Consider the following 18,138-nt stretch of genomic DNA (forward strand, 5'->3'; position numbering starts at 1 on the left):
GACATCCCCGTCAGCCTCTTTCTTTTATCCTCTCATCTCAGCATTGAATTTTTCTTTTACATAATCGAGTACCTTATGATGAACCTTTTCAACATCTTCATCAGTCAAGGTCTTCTCTGGGTTGTAATACGTTAACGAGTATGCGACCGATTTCTTCCCGTCCTCCATATGCTCTCCTTCATAAAGGTCGAAGATGGACACTTGTTTCAACAAGTCTCCTCCAGCGGCTTTAATTCCAGCTTGCACATTTCCGGCATGGATATCTTGATCAAGAATCAAGGCAATATCACGAGTGATGGAAGGATAACGCGGTAAAGCGTGATAGGTGACCGGTTTCACTTCGGCTGCCAGCAATGCATCCAATTCAAGCTCGAAGAGATAGGTTTCTTTTACTCCCCAATCTTTTTGATCGCCTGGATGAAGCTGACCGACCACTCCAACTTGTTGCCCATCGAGCATAATGATTGCCGTACGACCAGGGTGGAATCCTTCACGTTTCGCTTGTTCATACGTCACTCGCTCATGTAAGCCTAGTTTGGCGAACAATCCATCCAACACGCCTTTAACGACATAGAAATCTACAGGCTTCTTTTCTTGTTGCCAAGGGTGGGCATGCCATAGTCCAGTAAAGGCACCTGCCAGTTTTTGATGCTCATTTGGCAGGTTTTTAAGCTCTTGCTCATCAGTCAAGTAGGTTGAGCCAATCTCGAAAATCGCCACATCATTGATTTGACGGTTTTGGTTATATTGAACAACCTCCAATAATTGAGGAACAATTGTGCGTCGAAGAACTGCACGCTCTTCACTCATCGGCATCGAAACTGAAATGAACGAAGGTTCATCCTCTGTCGCTAAGCCATGATAGCGGTTCGCTTTTTCCTTAGTAGTCAAGGAGTACGTGATCGCCTGATAAAGCCCTGCTCCTTCGAGATAACGGCGAACCAAACGACGTTTCGCTTGTGCCTCTGTCAATCCTCCTGGTGTCGTCGTACCTTCAGGGAGAGTGGTAGGTATACGATCATACCCGTGGATCCTTCCGATTTCTTCAATCAGATCTTCCTCTAATGTAATGTCGGGACGACGTGTAGGTACTTCAACATGATAACGATCTTCTTCTGTTTGGAAAGAAAAACCGAGACGATTGAAGATTTCATTGATTTCTTCATTTTTGATCGATGTACCAAGGACTTTATTCGCCCTTTCTCCACTCACTGTTACAAATTCACAATCCACATATCGTGGTCCGGCCTCCACAATTCCTTCGAGAACTTCACCGCCTGCAAGCTCTTCTAACAATTGGGCTGCACGGTTTGCTGCTTCATACACTCGATTGCGGTCAATCCCTTTTTCGAATCGAGTCGATGATTCACTACGCAGTCCAAGATCCTTGGAAGCTTGACGGACGAGAGAAGAGTTGAAATATGCAGCTTCCAGCAATACCGTTTTCGTTTCTTCAGATACTTCTGAATCCGCACCTCCCATTACACCAGCTACTGCTACTGGCTCGGAGCCATTTGTAATAACAAGGTGATGCTCTTCTAATTTCCGCTTTTCGTCATCCAACGTCATGATTTCTTCGCCCGCGTTGGCACGACGGACAAGAATCTCTTTAGAGCCGAAGCGATCATAATCAAAGGCATGGAGTGGCTGACCATATTCAAGCAGGACATAGTTCGTAATATCCACTACGTTATTGATCGGACGGATACCCGCTGCAATCAGACGATTCTGCATCCATTCTGGAGATGGACCAACCTGAATATTACGAATGACTTTTGCACCGTAATACGGATTATCCTCCAGGTTTTCAATCTTTACCGAAATATAGTCCGAAGCAGACTCTTTCATTTCCGTCAAAGAAGGCTTAGGCAATCGTAACGGACGATCGAGTACAGCCGCTGCTTCATACGCTACCCCCATCATATTTAAACAATCTGCCCGGTTTGGTGTTAGCCCCAGCTCAAGAATGGAATCATCAAGATTCAATGCAGCGAGGGCATCTGTTCCTACTTCAGCATCTTCTCTTAGCACATAGATCCCATCTGCGAATTCCTTTGGCACCATTTTCGAATCAACACCGAGCTCTTCTAATGAACAGATCATTCCATGAGACGCTTCTCCTCGAAGCTTCGCCTTCTTGATTTTAAAATCTCCCGGCAATACTGCGCCAACTTTCGCGACTGCAACTTTCTGACCAGCAGCCACATTAGGTGCACCGCAAATGATTTGGACAGGTTCACCTTCGCCGATGTCCACTTTACAGACATTCAATTTATCAGCATTGGGATGTTGATCGCACGCTTCCACGTGTCCGACGACCACACCTGAAATCCCCTTGTTCAGCGACTCGACTCCTTCTACTTCTATACCACTTTTCGTAATGCGATCAGCAAGCTCTTCAGCCGATATACCTTCTAGATCGACATATTCCTTCAGCCAGTTATAAGATACTAACATGATTTCACTCCCCTTGATTCATCAGTTCACTTTCGTAAGAAGCCTATGTTTTATTCCGTTCATCACATTTATAAATTAAATGATGCAGATGCACCCATTTAAGCTCGTTTAAACTGTTCTAAGAAACGGATATCATTCGCATAAAAATGACGGATGTCATCAATTCCATATTTCAACATCGCGATCCGTTCCGGTCCCATACCAAATGCGAAACCTGTGTATTCTTTCGAATCGAATCCAGCCATTTCAAGGACATTCGGATGAACCATGCCCGCACCAAGGATTTCAATCCAACCTGTGCGCTTACAGATGGAACAGCCTTTTCCGTTACACTTGAAGCAGGAAACATCCACTTCAACGGATGGTTCCGTGAACGGGAAGAAGCTTGGACGAAGACGGATTTCCCTTTCTGCTCCAAATAATCTTTGTGCGAACAACGTCAAGGTCCCTTTCAAATCACTCATTCGAACGTCTTTATCGACGTATAGCCCTTCAATTTGCATGAACTGATGAGAGTGGGTGGCATCATCTGTATCACGACGATAAACCTTACCTGGGCTGATGATTCTGACCGGCCCTCTCCCTTCATGCTTTTCCATCGTCCGAGCCTGTACAGGTGAAGTTTGTGTACGGAGGAGTAGATCTTCTGTAATAAAGAATGAGTCCTGCATATCTCGAGCTGGGTGATTTTTTGGTAGGTTCAAGGCCTCGAAGTTATAATAATCCGTTTCGACTTCAGGACCTTCTGCGATTGAAAAGCCCATGCCGATGAACAGATCTTCGATTTCCTCAACAACAGCTGTCAACGGGTGTGCATTCCCTTTACGAACTGGACGACCTGGAAGCGTAACATCAATTGTTTCCTTGCTCAGCTTCTCATCAAGCGCTTCTCTTTCAAGCTTTTCTTGCTTTGTTTCGACTTTCTGAGTAATGGCGTCACGCACCTCATTGGCGAGCTGACCCATTTTCGGCCGCTCTTCTGCAGGAAGTTTCCCCATTCCTTTCAACACTTCCGTAATCGGACCTTTTTTCCCTAAGTACTCAATACGAATATCTTGTAGTTCCTTCAATGAACCCGCTTGTTCAATCTTTTCCACAGCTTCATTCTGCAACGTCATCAAACGTTCTTGCATCATAGTTCCTCCTTTATCCTTCATAAAAATATCTTCATTAAATCCTATAAGGGCTTCCTCATTAAAAGCATTGCGGATGCAATGGGGGCTCTGAGGAGAAGCGAGGACGGCATGCTCGCATGCCAGGACTCGCTGAAGCCGATTGAGCCCAAAGGGGAAGTACGAATTCTCTTAATTCGTGACAACCCTGTCAATCAGACAAATGGCACCTCATCGAACCCGCTTCTGTGCTTCCCCATTAAAAGCATTGCGGATGCAATGAGGGCTCTGAGGAGAAGCGAGAACGGCATGCTCGCATGCCAGGACTCGCTGAAGCCGATTGAGCCCAAAGGGGAAGTACGAATTCTCTTAATTCGTGACAACCCTGTCAATCAGACAAATGGCACCTCATCGAACCCGCTTCTGTGCTTCCCCATTAAAAGCATTGCGGATGCAATGAGGGCTCTGAGGAGAAGCGAGAACGGCATGCTCGCATGCCAGGACTCGCTGAAGCCGATTGAGCCCAATGGGGGAGCACGAATTCTCTTAATTCGTGACAACCCTGTCAATCAGACAAATGGCACCTCATCGAACCCGCTTCTGTGCTTCCCCATTAAAAGCATTGCGGATGCAATGAGGGCTCTGAGGAGAAGCGAGAACGGCATGCTCGCATGCCAGGACTCGCTGAAGCCGATTGAGCCCAATGGGGAAGCACAACTGTATCTTACAATTAAAAAAACCTCCGCCCCCCATAAAGGGACGAAGGTATCGCGTTACCACCCTAATTAACAATCAAAAAAGAATTGTTCACTTCATCAAATAACGGGATTTCCCGGCACAATCTTAGCTCATCACAAAACGACCAGTGTTCGAAAGGCAACTCCGGAGTGAATTCCATTACCTCAACCATAAGCATGCTCCCAGTCTACGACATGCTCTCCCTGAAAGGTGATCAATAATGTACTACTTTCCATCATCGTTTTTACAAACTATCCAATTGTTTTCTACTACTGTATTATAAAAGTTCCATTCTGTTCATGCAACTATTATCGACCTATTCAGCCGCCTTTAAACCGTAAAGTAATACGCCTGCTGCTACAGCTACGTTAAGTGATTCCGCTTTTCCATAAATCGGTACATAAAGGTTCAGGTCAGTCTGTTCCAATAGATCCGGATGCACGCCATTCGCTTCATTCCCAAGCATCAACGCATATCCCCCATCTGGACGCTCATCTGTGTATGGTACGCCATCCTGTAAGGCAGTTCCATAAATTTTAAGCCCTTTCTCCTTCAACATCGGAACCCATTCGTTCAGATCCCCCCTGATAAGAGGCAAATGAAAAATCGAACCCTGAGTCGATCGGAGAACTTTGCTATTATATACATCCACTGTCCCAGGACCAAGAATGACTCCATCCACTCCGGCACTATCACCAGTCCGTATGATCGTCCCAAGGTTCCCAGGGTCCTGGATGCCATCAAGCAGGATGTAGGCTCCGTCTGGCTTTACATCATGGTTCTCTTTTTGAAATTGTACAATCGCTACAATTCCTTGAGGTGTTTCTGTATCAGCCAGCTCTTTGATGACAGGTTCTGTCACGACCCATGTTGTCACATTTCCCGTATGCCAATCATTCGGGATACGCATCGATTCTTCTATGATCAAGTCCGTCACTTCAGCATGATGCTTCAAAGCTTCTTCCACAAGGTGAAAGCCTTCTATGATGTATGCCCCTGCTTTTTCTCGACCTTTTCGGTTCTTCAGTTTCTTCCACTCTTTCACTCGACCATTCTTTGGAGATGTAATTCGATTCATTATCTTCAGTCCTTCAATCCATTTTCAATCCGTCCAAATAATAATGCTATTATACGTGAAATGAATACATAATCCAATGGAACTGGATAAAAACTATCAACATACACATCCTATGTACAATACATCCAATTATATTCAACGAGGTGAAAAGGAATGGATCTAAACTTAAGAAAAGCGGTATTGGCGAACGTATCAGGTAATAATCAGGAAGAGCTTCAAAGCACGATTGTTGAAGCAATCAATAGCGGTGAAGAGAAAATGCTGCCTGGTCTTGGTGTACTGTTTGAAGTCATTTGGCAAAATGCCGATGAAAACGAAAAGAACGAACTGCTTGAAATCTTGTCAGAAGGACTTCAATAATCAGTTTTTCAAAAATAGAGCTTAAAGAAAGGACCCTCAAGTGAAGGTCCTTTTTTACGTCCTAACATTGAATGATGCTATCCACTTGCTTCTGATCCAATCCTTTGACGATTTCCACCATAAGACGTACGGCGTTCTCATAATCATCGCGATGAATGATCGAAGCATGTGTATGAAGATAGCGTGTCGCAATCGTGATCGACACAGCTGGTACACCGTCATGACTGATATGGATGTTACCAGCATCCGTTCCTCCTCCAGCGGTCGTATCGATTTGATAAGGGATATTGTTCTTCTCAGCCGTTTCCAGAACATAATCCCTCAATCCTCGGTGGGCAATCGTCCGTGCATCATAGATGATGATTTGCGGTCCTTCACCTAAAACTGATAACGCATCACGATCCGTCACACCCGGAGTATCCCCTGGTATACCCGTATCGATCGCGAACGCAATGTCAGGGTTGATGAGGTTAGCTGCCGTTTTTGCCCCTCTTAAACCGACTTCCTCTTGAACAGTTCCGACACCATAGACCGTATTCGGATGTTTGATTTTCTTCAAATGCTTGAATGTATCAACAACAATGGCACACCCAATCCGGTTATCAAATGCTTTGGCCATCAGCATTTTCGGGTTACTCATTACAGTAAATTCAAAATACGGAATGACGGAATCTCCCGGTCTCACCCCAATATCCATTGCATTATCTTTATCCGCTGCACCGATATCGATGTACATTTCCTTGATCGGCATCGGCTTCTTCCTTGCTTCAGGTGAAAGGATATGAGGCGGTTTTGAACCGATGACTCCGACGACATCACCTTTCTTCGTTTTAATGGTGACCCGCTGTGCGAGCATGACTTGACCCCACCAGCCTCCTACCGTTTGAAAGCGCAGGAATCCTTTATCATCAATCCTTGTGACCATGAATCCGACTTCATCAAGGTGTCCAGCCATCATAATGCATGGGCCGTTCTTTGCTCCTTGTTTCTTGGCAATCAAGCTTCCAAGATTGTCGCAATAAACGTCATCCGCGTACGGTTCTATGTATTTCCGCATCACCTCACGCGGTTCCGCCTCATCGCCAGGAATTCCTTTCGCATCGGTCAATTCTTTCAGCATGGTAAGTGTCTCGTCTAATTTGTTCATGAAATCCTCCTGATGTCTCTACATTATGAATTAATACCCCTGATCCTGACGCGTATGGTTCACCTGATTTTTCGATAAATACGCTTCATTGATCTCCTCTGAGGTAAATCCTAATAAACGCCCGATCATCAAATAGTCTTCCATTAACGTGACGTAATTATTGACGTCATCTCGATTGTTTTTAAGGATTGTGAGGTCCTCATATACTTTCAGGAAGGCATTGACGAGATTCTCTTCCACGAGTTCTGGTACTTGCATTTGTTGTGGTACATCATACGGAAGGATAATACCTAATGAAAGAAGGAAATGCAGACCGTCCACGAATTCTTCCAAAATAACACTTTTTTCTGAAGGTGCTTTAGAGCTCCAGAACTTGAAGCATCGCGTTTCATTTGCGAGTTCACCGAGCTCTACTTGAAGGGCTAAGATTTTTTTATCAACAAGGTCCTCGTTTTCCAGACCTCGATCTCTTTCAATTCTTCGATCAAGTTCATTTTGCATATCAAATAAGGATTGCAACTTCAAATTCATGCTGATTCCCCTTTCTTATCTTGCTGTTAAGAGTATATCAATGATTGCTTGTCGTTTTAAAACAAAAAGAAAAAGACGGAAGTCATTTCCGTCTTTATTACCGAGCTTCGGCAAAAAACTCCTGCCATTTGTATACCCATTCTTTCCGTCTGAACATGTAGAATAATACTGCGAGAATGAAAAGGAGTGATAACATCCACTGGAGTGTCAGTTGGTTGAGCCAGCTTCCCAGTGAGGTATACACAATCGCAAGTGGGACATTGGTGAAGACTGAAGCTTTCGTATATTCTTTAAAATTGCGGGTGATTTCAATCAAGCATAGTGATATGAGATGAAAATGGAGAAAAGGCACAAGTCGTAAAATCGTGATTTGCCCGAATGATAAAGTGGAGCGTTTACCGAACCACTTTTCCTTCAACTTCATAAACCTGCTGTACGATTTGGGCAACGACTTCACTAATGCATAGAAATACAGGCTGACAAGTGTGATGCCAATCAACGAGTAGATCGTACCGAAAATAACACCAAACGCAACCCCACCTAAAATACATATGAAGCCTACTGGTATGAACAGAAATTGCCGGAGTATGTGCAGGAATATAAATAGGATCGGGGCTAATGCACCGCTTGCGCCAAGCCAGTGGATGAATTGCATCGCATGCTGTTCCATCTACATCCCCCCATTTACAATAGTATGAGGGAGCTTTAGCGATTAGACGTACCAATAGAAATAAACGATGGCTTGTAAAGCGATGATAGCAGGTACGCCATATTTAAAAGTGGCATGTTTCGTCTTGTGGCGGAACGTGCGCATACCGAGAAGGATCCCGACTGCTCCGCCTATGATAACGACGAGCCAGAGGTGCCCTTCTGAAATTCGCCACTGCTGTTGCCTCGCCTTTCTTTTGTCGATATACATGATAACGAATCCATATAAATTAATTAGTGCAAGTACGATGGGTAGTATCATCTTTTGCCTTTCCTTTTCTTTTCGTTGGATTTACGGGTAAGTGGAATGGCGGTGGATGGTTGTTTACGAATCCACTTGACGTATTTATGTATTTTTTCGTTCGCTCTGAGCGATTTCAAATCAGGATAAAGGGTTGCAAGCTCTTGATTGGTAAAAAGCGCATGCACCTGCTTGTGACAAGGAATGCAAAGCTGGGCCGTTTCACCGAAAGTCCCGCCATATTCACGAGGAACCAGGTGATGTTCAGTCGTTTTCACATTTTGTCTTCCGCAAAGCTCACAAGTTGTAATCGTATCACCCATCCAATCAACTCCATTCAATCCGTTAGCCCTGTTTGTATGCCCTACCCTATGCTGAATTCTGTCCCCCATTTTGGGTTTTCAGCGTTCTCAGGGATAGAAAGAGCACTTTTCTGTCCTTCATTTTGGGACTTTGTTGTTTTGAGGACAGATAACCGTAACTAGCGTCCTCCATTTAGTCAATTTCCTATTTTCGGGGACTCATGAACGCTCCTTGCGTCCTTCATTTAGCCGATTCCCTTTTTCAGGGACGCATGGACCTGACATGAGTGCATGAACTCGGAATTCCAGCGTTTTCGTTACCTCATGGAGGGACAATCATCGTTCGTTTCCCTTTTCATAGTGGCGTTTAACTCTCTTTTACCACCATAAACCTAACTCAGTATGTAAAAAAGAGGATTGACTACTGTAAGTCAATCCCCTCATTCAATCGTTACGCCTTAAGGCTTTCTTTTGCTTTAGATGCTAGTTCAGCAAACGCTTTTTCGTCGTTTACAGCTAGTTCAGCTAGCATTTTACGGTTAACGTCAATTCCAGCTTGCTTCAATCCGTGCATCATGCGGCTGTAAGAAATTCCGTTCATACGAGCTGCAGCGTTGATACGAGTGATCCATAGTTTACGGAAATCGCGCTTTTTTTGACGACGGTCACGGTACGCATAGCGTAGTGATTTGAAGACCTGTTGTTGTGCAACTTTAAATAATTTATGTTTAGCACCAAAATAACCTTTTGCTAGTTTTAATACGCGCTTACGACGACGACGTGTTACATAGCCACCTTTTACTCTTGGCATGGTAATCCCTCCTAGAATTTTCAGTAAATGTTATAAGTTCGAACGAGTTCAAAAGTCGAAAATGACTTTTGACTTCCGATTTAGATCATGTCTTTGATGCGCTTGTAGTCACCTTTAGATACAAGAGCAGACTTACGAAGCTTACGCTTTTGCTTTTGAGACTTGTTACGGAACATGTGGCTTGTGAATGCGTGTGCACGCTTCAACTTCCCAGTTCCAGTTTTCTTGAATCGCTTAGCAGTCCCTTTATGAGATTTCATTTTAGGCATAGTAGAGTTCCTCCTTTAATTACTTTTCGTTGATTGGAGCGAGGATTAGAAACATACTGCGACCTTCCATTTTCGGCTTGGATTCAATTGTTCCAAGATCCTCACATTCTTTTGCCATTCGCATGAGCACTTCACGTCCAAGCTCGGAGTGAGTGATCGCACGACCTCGGAAACGGATGGACGCTTTCACTTTGTTCCCTTTGTCAAGGAACTTTCTCGCGTTACGAAGCTTTGTATTGAAATCATGTTCTTCAATATTCGGACTAAGACGAACTTCTTTCGTCGTAATCGTTTTTTGATTCTTACGCGCTTCTTTTTCTTTTTTCTGTTGCTCGTAACGGTACTTCCCGTAGTCCATGATTCGGCATACCGGTGGTTTTGCGTTAGGGGCAACAAGAACAAGATCCAGGTTTGCGTTCTGAGCAATCTCAAGTGCTTCTTGACGAGTTTTTACGCCAATTTGATCTCCATTGGCGCCAATCAGGCGAACTTCGCGAGCGCGAATGCCATCGTTGACCATCATGTCCTTACTAATAATGAGCCACCTCCATCGATTTTTACAACCTAATATGTTCTTGTAAAACATGCAAATCTATTTTTAAAACAAAATAGAAAAAGCGTCGGCGCATACCACACCCACACTGAAATATCGATCTTACAATGAGATCTCGTTCATCGTACCTGTCAGCTGCACATTCATGCGCCAATCAGGTGAGAAGCGGGTGCTTCTGCTTTTACAAGAATATTCGATTATTATCACATTAGAATCATATCATCGACGCTACGCACCTGTCAAGTTCTTGACCTGTGCTTTATTCAACCTTTATAGCATATCTTATCTTCCGATGAATTTCAAGAGAATTTTTTCAAGATTTCATTTGGCACCTTTTTACAACAAAAAAAGAGACGACCCACTTAGATCGTCTCTTCCTACAATCAATTAGCTATGTTCAATTTCAGCGAGCAATTTCTCCTTGAAGCTTTCAAATGGTACCGTTTCTGAATCCTGTTCACCGTACTTTCGAACGTTTACAGCATTCGATTCGATTTCCTGGTCTCCGACGATGAGCATGTAAGGGATTTTCTTCATTTGTGCTTCACGGATCTTGTATCCGATCTTCTCTTCACGAGAATCGACTTCAACACGGATGCCGCTCGCCTTCAGCTCTTCATTCACTTTGTACGCATAATCCATATGAACTGAAGAAACCGGGATGATTTTCGCTTGGACTGGCGCTAACCAGGTCGGCAGTGCACCTTTGTACTCTTCAATCAAGAATGCGACAAAACGTTCCATCGTTGACACGACGCCACGGTGGATGACGACTGGGCGGTGGTCCTGACCATCGCTGCCTTTATACGTAAGGTCGAAGCGTTCCGGCAAGTGGAAGTCAAGCTGTACAGTGGAAAGTGTTTCTTCCTTTCCGAGAGCTGTTTTTACCTGAACGTCCAGCTTCGGACCATAGAAAGCTGCTTCGCCTTCTGCTTCCACATAGTTCAAATTCATATCTTCCATCGTTTCCTTCAACAACGCTTGAGCTCTTTCCCACATTTCATCGTTGTCGACGTACTTTTCTTTATCCGCTGGATCACGGTAGGAAAGACGAAACTTGTAATCGTTAATTCCGAAGTCTTTGTATACTTTCTGAACCAATTGAACGACACGGATGAACTCTTCCTTCAACTGATCTGGACGGACGAAAATGTGCGCATCATTCAACGTCATGGAACGGACACGTTGTAAACCAGCAAGAGCTCCTGACATTTCATGACGGTGCATCGTACCCAGTTCAGCGATACGAACCGGAAGATCACGGTAGCTGTGCATTGCATTCTTATAAATCATCATATGGTGCGGACAGTTCATCGGACGGAGCACGAGCTGTTCATTTTCCATCTCGATCGCTGGATACATGTCCTCCTGGTAATGGTCCCAGTGTCCAGATGTCTTATAGAGCTCAACGCTACCAAGGTGCGGCGTGTATACGTGATCATAACCGAGCTTCACTTCTGTATCAACGATATAACGCTCGATGACACGGCGGATCGTAGCACCTTTCGGCAGCCAGATCGGCAAGCCTTGCCCGACTTTTTGTGAAATCGTGAAGATCTCGAGTTCCTTTCCAAGTTTACGGTGGTCACGCTCTTTCGCCTCTTCCAAGAAATGAAGGTGCTCTTCTAGCTCGGATTTCTTATTGAACGCAGTACCGTAAACACGTTGCAGCATTTGATTATCGCTGTCGCCTCGCCAGTAAGCGCCTGAAATGTTCATCAGTTTGAACACTTTCAACTTGCTTGTTTGAGGAACGTGTACACCACGGCAAAGGTCGAAAAACTCTCCCTGGTGATAGAACGTAATCGGCTCTCCTTCTGGAATGGCTTCAACGAGTTCCACCTTCAGCTCATCGCCCATTTCTTTGTAACGGCGGATCGCTTCTTCACGGCTGACCTCTTCACGTGTAATCTCGAGATTTTCATCTACAATTTTCTTCATTTCTTTTTCGATTTTCGGAAAATCTTCTTCAGTCAGACGATACTCCATATCGATGTCATAGTAGAATCCATTCTCAATGACAGGCCCAACACCGAGCTGGATCTTTTCATCTTTAAATACACGCTTGATTGCTTGAGCCATCAAGTGAGCTGTACTGTGACGGATGATTTCAAGACCTTCCTCAGAGTCCGGCATGATGATCGTAATTGCACCGTCACGCTCAATCGGTTGACGTAAATCGAGCAATTGATCGTCAAGCTTTCCGGCAATTGCCTTCTTTTTCAAACCGGGGCTGATTGACGCCGCAATATCTTCTGTTGTTACGCCTTTATCAAATTCTTTTACAGCTCCGTCTGGAAACGTAATGTTTACTTTAGACATGGTTCTCACTCCTACAATTTACGTAATCACTACCACTACGGATTCCATTTCTCTATGCGGCTAGCAACCGAAAGAAATAAAAAACACCCGTCCCTAAGAAAGGGACGAGTGTTGTACTCGCGGTTCCACCCTCGTTCCGATCGTATGTGAAAAATACGAATCAGCACTTGGAATGTTTAACGGTCATTCGCCGTCAACGGATACTTCAAAATTCCCCGTTGAAGTTCAGAGGTGGTAAGTCCTTCTGACATGGTGAAGAGCTTTCAGCTAAGGCTCTCCTCTCTGGTAACCAGTCTGTAAAAAGGCTCATGTCCTCATCGATACTTTGGTAATGTAGCTTATTGTTATGTAGTATTATATTCACTTCACCAAAGAAAATCAAGCCTTTATTCAGACACATTAAAGTTTTTGCTGGCGATCCTCAAACTTACTACAAGGAAAAAACTTGACCCGTTCCTGAAAAATATTTTGAATCGCTTGGTGCAAGGTGGCATCTGTTTCATCTGTGAAGAGATAAATTTTCGAAGGGGCGATTTCAATCAACAGTTTCAAAACATCCGGCCCAGCAAAATCTTCAAATCGTTTCTGTTCATCCAGCATCAAACTGTTGATGTCTTCTTGCTTCAACTCATAATCATGCTCGTTGTATACCCTGAACCTGTCAGGCTCATGCTTGAGATAAACGATAGAGAACAGAGAGACCCGGGTTTTGACATATTGTCTCAATTGATGAATGTACTCCTGGTATTCCTGCTCCAGTTTGAATTCATCAATGGCGCATTCAATATAGGTTTGAAGGAGTTCCCGGTATGACTTCAATCGAAATTGCAAGAAGGATTCATAAGAAAACACCATGTCACAATCGAAGAGCACTTCCAACGCTTCCACAATGACATCCTCTCTCCGTGGCAATTCCCTCACTGCGGGAATGTCATCTCCATGCCCATCTAACAAGCAACGGACAATCGGCAGGATCTGTGATTGTTCTTCTTTATCCTGAAAATAATAGGTGTGCTCTAATATACGGATAATCCAGCTGTCCTCTCTTGTCCGTATGATATGCTCGGCGAAAAAGTTCAATAACGTCGGTTTTAGCATGTCACAAACCGGATCCCGGGAATCAAAATCAATCGTCAGGGCAAGATCGTCTGTAAAATGGATCTTGACGGGGGTAGACCGGTTGGATTTTTTGTGGTTGCTAAGTAATTTGGCTACACGTTTATACAGGTAATGTCCTTCTTTTTCATCTAGGAAATGGATCGTAACCAACCTTTATCCTCCTTGTCCATATTCATTGCTACAATATATGAACAAATTGGAAGATTATTCATTCAGGAACATTTCCACATGCCTAGAGGAGCTCAATGATCCTCATGCAGCATATTCGATACATCACCTGACCTGTATAAAAAAAAGAGACTGATGTTCATCAGTCTCTAAGCATTGCTTCTTCTGTTTTCTCCACCAAGCTTGATTTCAGTTGTGAAATGCTTGATGCGTTCCATGATCCGTTTTGCTTTCATCTGCTCAATCCCCGCCTTTTGGGAATATGCCAAATGATCCTCCAATTCTTCGTAATCATAATTGGAGGTATAACAAGTCGGGAGCTTTTCCATCATACGATATTGTAGGATGGAGCCGAGCACTTCATCTCTCACCCAGCTCGACATCGATTCTGCTCCGATATCGTCCAATACAAGCACAGGGGCATTTTTTATCACGTTCAACTTTTCATCGACCGTCTGATCTCCGATGGACGTTTTCATTTCTCTGAAGAAGTCAGGTGTGTACACAAGCATCGTTTGGATTTTTTTCTTAGCAAGAGCGTTGGCGATTGCGCCCATTAAGAATGTTTTCCCAACTCCGAAGCTTCCATGAACATACAGCCCTTTCGGATTGTCTTCAGGGTCGATGACTGATTTCACGAATTCTGCCGCTTTACGAGTCGCAAGGTATCTTTCCTGATCTTTCCGATCGAATTGGTCAAAGGTTGCAGAAAGGATATCCTTCGGGATGAAATAACTTTTTATTAAGGATTGCAGCTTTTCCATTTCGTCTTGCGCTCTTTTGTTCTGACACCGGTTATAGGTGATGTCGATGATTTGACCATTGATGAATAATTCCGGCTCATACCCTTTGATCATATTTTGACAGTGCTTCAGATCCTTGCATCCTTCACACCGTTTCGTCCCTTCAAGGAACTCCAGTATTCTCGGCAAGCTACGATTAATCATTTCATTCGTGATCTCTGGATGAGCTTTGTGGAAGGCTTGCCATTCAGGATGTGCCAAGACTTTACTTTTAACCGCCATCAACTGTTTTTGAACCTTCGATTTTTCAGAGAAACCTTGCATCGTTTCTGATAATGATTTCAATCTTGACACCTCCTATAATTCTTTCAAATAGTCTTCCAACCACTTTTCATCCATTTCTGAAACAGATTGTTGGTTCTTCTTTTCCTTTGGTTGATGATTATGATCATCTTTCATCCACTTCGGCAATTTATCTCTTCGTACTTCATTCCGTTGATATTTTGAATATTTCGGGTTGAAATTCGATTTCTGATTTTTGTACGCCTGATATTTCTGATGCTCAGCCTTTGCCAGGGCCATAGCGTCTTTGACCGTTTTTATTTTCTTACGCTTCCATTGGCTTGCAATTTTTTCGACATGACTATGAATCAACTTCATGTCGTTCGTATTAAGGACATAATCAATCAACACATTGACAACCCCGGCAGGCAGATTTTGATCGAACATGATCGTATCAATCAATTTAAGATCTGCACTTGCTGCTCGGCCACCCTCACTATGTCGTTCCAGTAACGCTTTAGGTGAGATCGTTTCAAATGTATGAACCATCATTTCTTCCGGTGTCTGTGGAGATTGTGTATTTGCCGGAGCAGGGGAGTCCTCTTGCTTTCTCACACTCAGTGTAGGCAGTTGACCAGGCTTTTCGATCTTGTACCACCTTTGCACTTCATTTCTGAGTGATTTGACTGTCAAAACGTCATCTCTAAAATAAGCTTGTTGAATAATACTGCTCATATCCAATGGCGAAATCTCGTAAATGAATGCTAGTCGATAAATCGCATCCTTGATTTCACTTGTTATAACTTCCGACGGTATAATGAAGCTGCTTAAATTACGTACGAGCAAGTCAAAATCAAAATCCTCTTCCGTGAATTGTGGAGATCGGCTGGTTGCTATCTTTTCTGATTCACTTCCTGTTGAATCGGATTGGTGGACTTCTGGATGGAGACCCGCTCGCATCTCCGACTGATGTAAGGAGTGGAAGACTTCATTAAAGCTTGCCGTAATCTCATGATAATCACGTGTGTCTACCGGCTTCATACACAATCGTCTCTTGACCTCGAGATATCGGTCCTTACCGAGACGACCATAAAGGTAAACACTGATGTCATCCTTGAAAAATTCTTCCGGTGACATGACAGGCAACAATTCATATAAAAATACCCGATCATCATCTGATGTCTTCTGATAGGTTTTCATCAGTCCGATTGCTTCAAGCTTCTTCCGTTCTTCAAAAATCTGCTGTAAATTCATTTGTGTATAATTCATCAAGCTATGATGAGAAGATTCATTCGAACCTAATTCTTCCATCAAGGTCATATACAAACTATAGGCTTTCGCACCAATTAATGGTTGATACAAAAGTGTCACGACATTCATGTCCTCTGAGCGAATCCGTCCCCTACAGAAAACAGAATATCGATCGACAGGAAGAATCTCTTTCCAGTGATTCGTCATATTTTCTTCACCTAATCTATCTCAAAAATTGACTTTATTGATTGAACCAGTACTCGCTACTAGAGAAAAAAGGGGTGACCCACTTGCGTCGGAAGCCCCTTTATCACCAACAAATTATTAGAAATGTGTATCCTTATAGGTGTTGGGAGGTGCCTGACAGCTTGTCATAGGTCAACCCGCTTTACTGGTTCTCTCGTTTTAAAAGTTCCTTCAATTCATCGATAAAAACGTTGATGTCCTTGAATTGTCTATAAACAGATGCGAAACGAACGTAGGCAACTTCATCTATCTTTGCAAGATGATCCATAACACGTTCACCGATATCCTTGCTCAGTATCTCAGAAACACCGTCATTTCGTAGATCCTTCTCTACAGAATTCACTACTTCTTCCAGTCTCTCAAAAGGAACGGGGCGTTTTTCACATGCTTTAATCAGTCCTCTAAGGATCTTATCACGGTTGAATTCTTCGCGAGTGCCCTCTTTTTTGACGACAACAAGCGGAATCTCCTCTACTGTTTCAAAGGTCGTGAACCTGTAGTTACAAGCTTCACATTCTCTACGACGACGAATTGATCGACCACTATGAACAGGTCGGGAATCTAACACCCTTGTACCGTTATTTTGACAGTTTGGACAACGCATTTAACCAACCCCACATCGATGAACGACTCTTTATCATGTATGAATGAATCGTTTTAACGAAATTTTATTGATATCTTTACTCTTTAATGATAGTAGAAAGGGTCTGCTGTGACAAGTTCTTTTCCGTCAATCACAAACTATTGAAAAAAGGGTGTGCATAGGCACACCCTGTTGTGTTTGTTTGTTTAATTTAGTAAGCAGAAACTTTCTTTTGTCCAACCTTCACTGGACCCATCCCTCTTGGGAGTTCGAAATTTTCTTTAGATGTTGCTCCAAGCGCTTCTGCAATGTAATTTGCAGCTACATTCGGATCTAGATCGCCACACGTATAAACATCAATACTAGCATAACCATGCTCTGGAAAACTGTGTATGGTCAAGTGTGATTCAGAAATGATGACGACACCGCTCACTCCATGTGGTGCAAATTTATGAAAAGCAACTTCTCTGATCTCAGCACCTGACTTTAGAGCAGCTTCTACAAAAAGTTGTTCAATATATTGCATATTGTTCAACTTCTCCGTGTCACATCCCCATAATTCAGAAATCACATGACGTCCCATTGTATCCATTTGCATAGTCCCCCTTTGTTTAATAATCATGCCTTCAAAAGCATGCGGAAATGGAAAATTACCACGGGGGAAAGTTAGTCCAGAGAGGTCCTAACCCTTTAAGTAGTATCCAGTTCCTGTATTTGCTTATAACTTGAAGTTCACGATGAACAGTATACTTCTTTTCTTACTTTTTTGCAAGATGTATTTTTTTATATATTCACCTCCATATATATGTACACTTCCACTAGAATTACCAATAAAAACATGAACAATGAACACATTTTTCCGCCTAAATAATGACAGCACTAGCTTAGAAGATTATTTCCAGGTCCAGTGTCGCAAGATCAATCCAAACACCCCGCCCGATCCACCTAGCAGAAATAGGTTCAATTTTCCTATCTTCACAAAAATAATCGACGGGAATCAAATTTTGAGGCTGTAGCCGTCAGCCTCTTTTCCGTTTTATCAGGGTGCGATATCGTCGATTCAGCCTTTTTGGGGTACGAATGAGCCGCTTTCGGGGTGCAATATCGTCGATTCAGC

Annotated in this window: 19 protein-coding genes and 3 other annotated features; of the genes, 2 read left to right on the forward strand and 17 right to left on the reverse strand. The window is 43.4% G+C overall.

Translation table 11 applies throughout. The annotated features are described in order from the left end of the window. Positions 1-24: 24 nt before the first annotated feature. Positions 25-2,457 (reverse strand): phenylalanine--tRNA ligase subunit beta, encoded by a 2,433-nt coding sequence (pheT, locus tag V1497_RS13705; protein ID WP_349408093.1) that lies wholly within the window; start codon positions 2,455-2,457, stop codon positions 25-27. Between the two features lie 98 nt (positions 2,458-2,555). Continuing rightward, positions 2,556-3,590, reverse strand: coding sequence for a phenylalanine--tRNA ligase subunit alpha (gene pheS / locus V1497_RS13710; protein ID WP_349410826.1), 1,035 nt, complete (start codon positions 3,588-3,590; stop codon positions 2,556-2,558). Positions 3,591-3,701: 111 nt separating this feature from the next. On the opposite strand from pheS, the gene V1497_RS13715 reads away from it, so the two are divergent. Continuing rightward, a complete protein-coding gene (locus tag V1497_RS13715; RefSeq protein ID WP_349408094.1) occupies positions 3,702-4,358 on the forward strand; it encodes a hypothetical protein in 657 nt (218 codons plus the stop codon). Further along, positions 4,322-4,555: a binding site (T-box leader), on the reverse strand. It overlaps the preceding gene by 37 nt. Positions 4,556-4,623: 68 nt before the next feature. Here V1497_RS13715 and V1497_RS13720 read toward each other — a convergent pair. Beyond that, positions 4,624-5,385: an RNA methyltransferase gene (locus V1497_RS13720; RefSeq protein ID WP_349408095.1), complete on the reverse strand. Its 762-nt coding sequence runs from the start codon at positions 5,383-5,385 to the stop codon at positions 4,624-4,626. 153 nt (positions 5,386-5,538) lie between these two features. On the opposite strand from V1497_RS13720, the gene sspI reads away from it, so the two are divergent. Continuing rightward, a complete protein-coding gene (sspI, locus tag V1497_RS13725) occupies positions 5,539-5,745 on the forward strand; it encodes a small acid-soluble spore protein SspI (RefSeq protein WP_349408096.1) in 207 nt (68 codons plus the stop codon). A gap of 61 nt (positions 5,746-5,806) precedes the next feature. On the opposite strand, the gene V1497_RS13730 is transcribed toward sspI, so the two are convergent. The 14 genes from V1497_RS13730 to speD all read right to left on the reverse strand — a co-directional run bounded on the left by V1497_RS13730 (position 5,807) and on the right by speD (position 17,613). Further along, positions 5,807-6,892, reverse strand: coding sequence for a M42 family metallopeptidase (locus V1497_RS13730; protein ID WP_349408097.1), 1,086 nt, complete (start codon positions 6,890-6,892; stop codon positions 5,807-5,809). Positions 6,893-6,922: 30 nt separating this feature from the next. After that, positions 6,923-7,423, reverse strand: a complete 501-nt coding sequence (locus tag V1497_RS13735) for a dUTP diphosphatase (protein ID WP_349408098.1) — start codon at positions 7,421-7,423, stop codon at positions 6,923-6,925. A gap of 97 nt (positions 7,424-7,520) precedes the next feature. Then, a complete protein-coding gene (locus tag V1497_RS13740) occupies positions 7,521-8,093 on the reverse strand; it encodes a TVP38/TMEM64 family protein (RefSeq protein WP_349408099.1) in 573 nt (190 codons plus the stop codon). Positions 8,094-8,135: 42 nt separating this feature from the next. Beyond that, complete coding sequence (locus V1497_RS13745; RefSeq protein ID WP_349408100.1) at positions 8,136-8,393, reverse strand: DUF1294 domain-containing protein; 258 nt, start codon at positions 8,391-8,393, stop codon at positions 8,136-8,138. Further along, positions 8,390-8,695: an HNH endonuclease gene (locus tag V1497_RS13750; protein ID WP_349408101.1), complete on the reverse strand. Its 306-nt coding sequence runs from the start codon at positions 8,693-8,695 to the stop codon at positions 8,390-8,392. Before V1497_RS13750 ends, V1497_RS13745 begins: the two co-directional genes overlap by 4 nt. A 430-nt stretch (positions 8,696-9,125) precedes the next feature. Beyond that, the gene (gene rplT, locus V1497_RS13755; RefSeq protein WP_349408102.1) at positions 9,126-9,485 is read right to left on the reverse strand and encodes a 50S ribosomal protein L20; all 360 of its coding nucleotides are present in this window, start codon (positions 9,483-9,485) and stop codon (positions 9,126-9,128) included. An 80-nt stretch (positions 9,486-9,565) separates the two neighbouring features. Then, the gene (gene rpmI, locus V1497_RS13760; protein WP_349408103.1) at positions 9,566-9,754 is read right to left on the reverse strand and encodes a 50S ribosomal protein L35; all 189 of its coding nucleotides are present in this window, start codon (positions 9,752-9,754) and stop codon (positions 9,566-9,568) included. 19 nt (positions 9,755-9,773) lie between these two features. Continuing rightward, positions 9,774-10,277: a translation initiation factor IF-3 gene (gene infC / locus V1497_RS13765; RefSeq protein ID WP_349408104.1), complete on the reverse strand. Its 504-nt coding sequence runs from the start codon at positions 10,275-10,277 to the stop codon at positions 9,774-9,776. Between the two features lie 82 nt (positions 10,278-10,359). Beyond that, positions 10,360-10,494: a sequence feature (ribosomal protein L20 leader region), on the reverse strand. 200 nt (positions 10,495-10,694) lie between these two features. Next, a complete protein-coding gene (thrS, locus tag V1497_RS13770; RefSeq protein WP_349408105.1) occupies positions 10,695-12,629 on the reverse strand; it encodes a threonine--tRNA ligase in 1,935 nt (644 codons plus the stop codon). Positions 12,630-12,726: 97 nt separating this feature from the next. Then, positions 12,727-12,959, reverse strand: a binding site (T-box leader). A gap of 69 nt (positions 12,960-13,028) precedes the next feature. Beyond that, positions 13,029-13,898, reverse strand: a complete 870-nt coding sequence (gene ytxC / locus V1497_RS13775) for a sporulation protein YtxC (RefSeq protein ID WP_349408106.1) — start codon at positions 13,896-13,898, stop codon at positions 13,029-13,031. Positions 13,899-14,065: 167 nt separating this feature from the next. After that, positions 14,066-15,004 carry a primosomal protein DnaI gene (dnaI, locus tag V1497_RS13780; protein WP_349408107.1) on the reverse strand — a complete coding sequence of 313 codons (939 nt, stop codon included), beginning with the start codon at positions 15,002-15,004 and terminating at the stop codon, positions 14,066-14,068. 12 nt (positions 15,005-15,016) lie between these two features. Then, positions 15,017-16,399 carry a replication initiation and membrane attachment family protein gene (locus V1497_RS13785; RefSeq protein ID WP_349408108.1) on the reverse strand — a complete coding sequence of 461 codons (1,383 nt, stop codon included), beginning with the start codon at positions 16,397-16,399 and terminating at the stop codon, positions 15,017-15,019. 181 nt (positions 16,400-16,580) lie between these two features. Next, positions 16,581-17,042: a transcriptional regulator NrdR gene (gene nrdR / locus V1497_RS13790; RefSeq protein ID WP_349408109.1), complete on the reverse strand. Its 462-nt coding sequence runs from the start codon at positions 17,040-17,042 to the stop codon at positions 16,581-16,583. A gap of 190 nt (positions 17,043-17,232) precedes the next feature. Next, on the reverse strand, positions 17,233-17,613 hold the full coding sequence (gene speD, locus V1497_RS13795; RefSeq protein ID WP_349408110.1) for an adenosylmethionine decarboxylase: 381 nt from the start codon (positions 17,611-17,613) through the stop codon (positions 17,233-17,235). Positions 17,614-18,138: the final 525 nt, after the last annotated feature.

It is taken from the genome of Pseudalkalibacillus sp. SCS-8 (assembly GCF_040126055.1).
Lineage (GTDB): Bacteria > Bacillota > Bacilli > Bacillales > Fictibacillaceae > Pseudalkalibacillus > Pseudalkalibacillus nanhaiensis.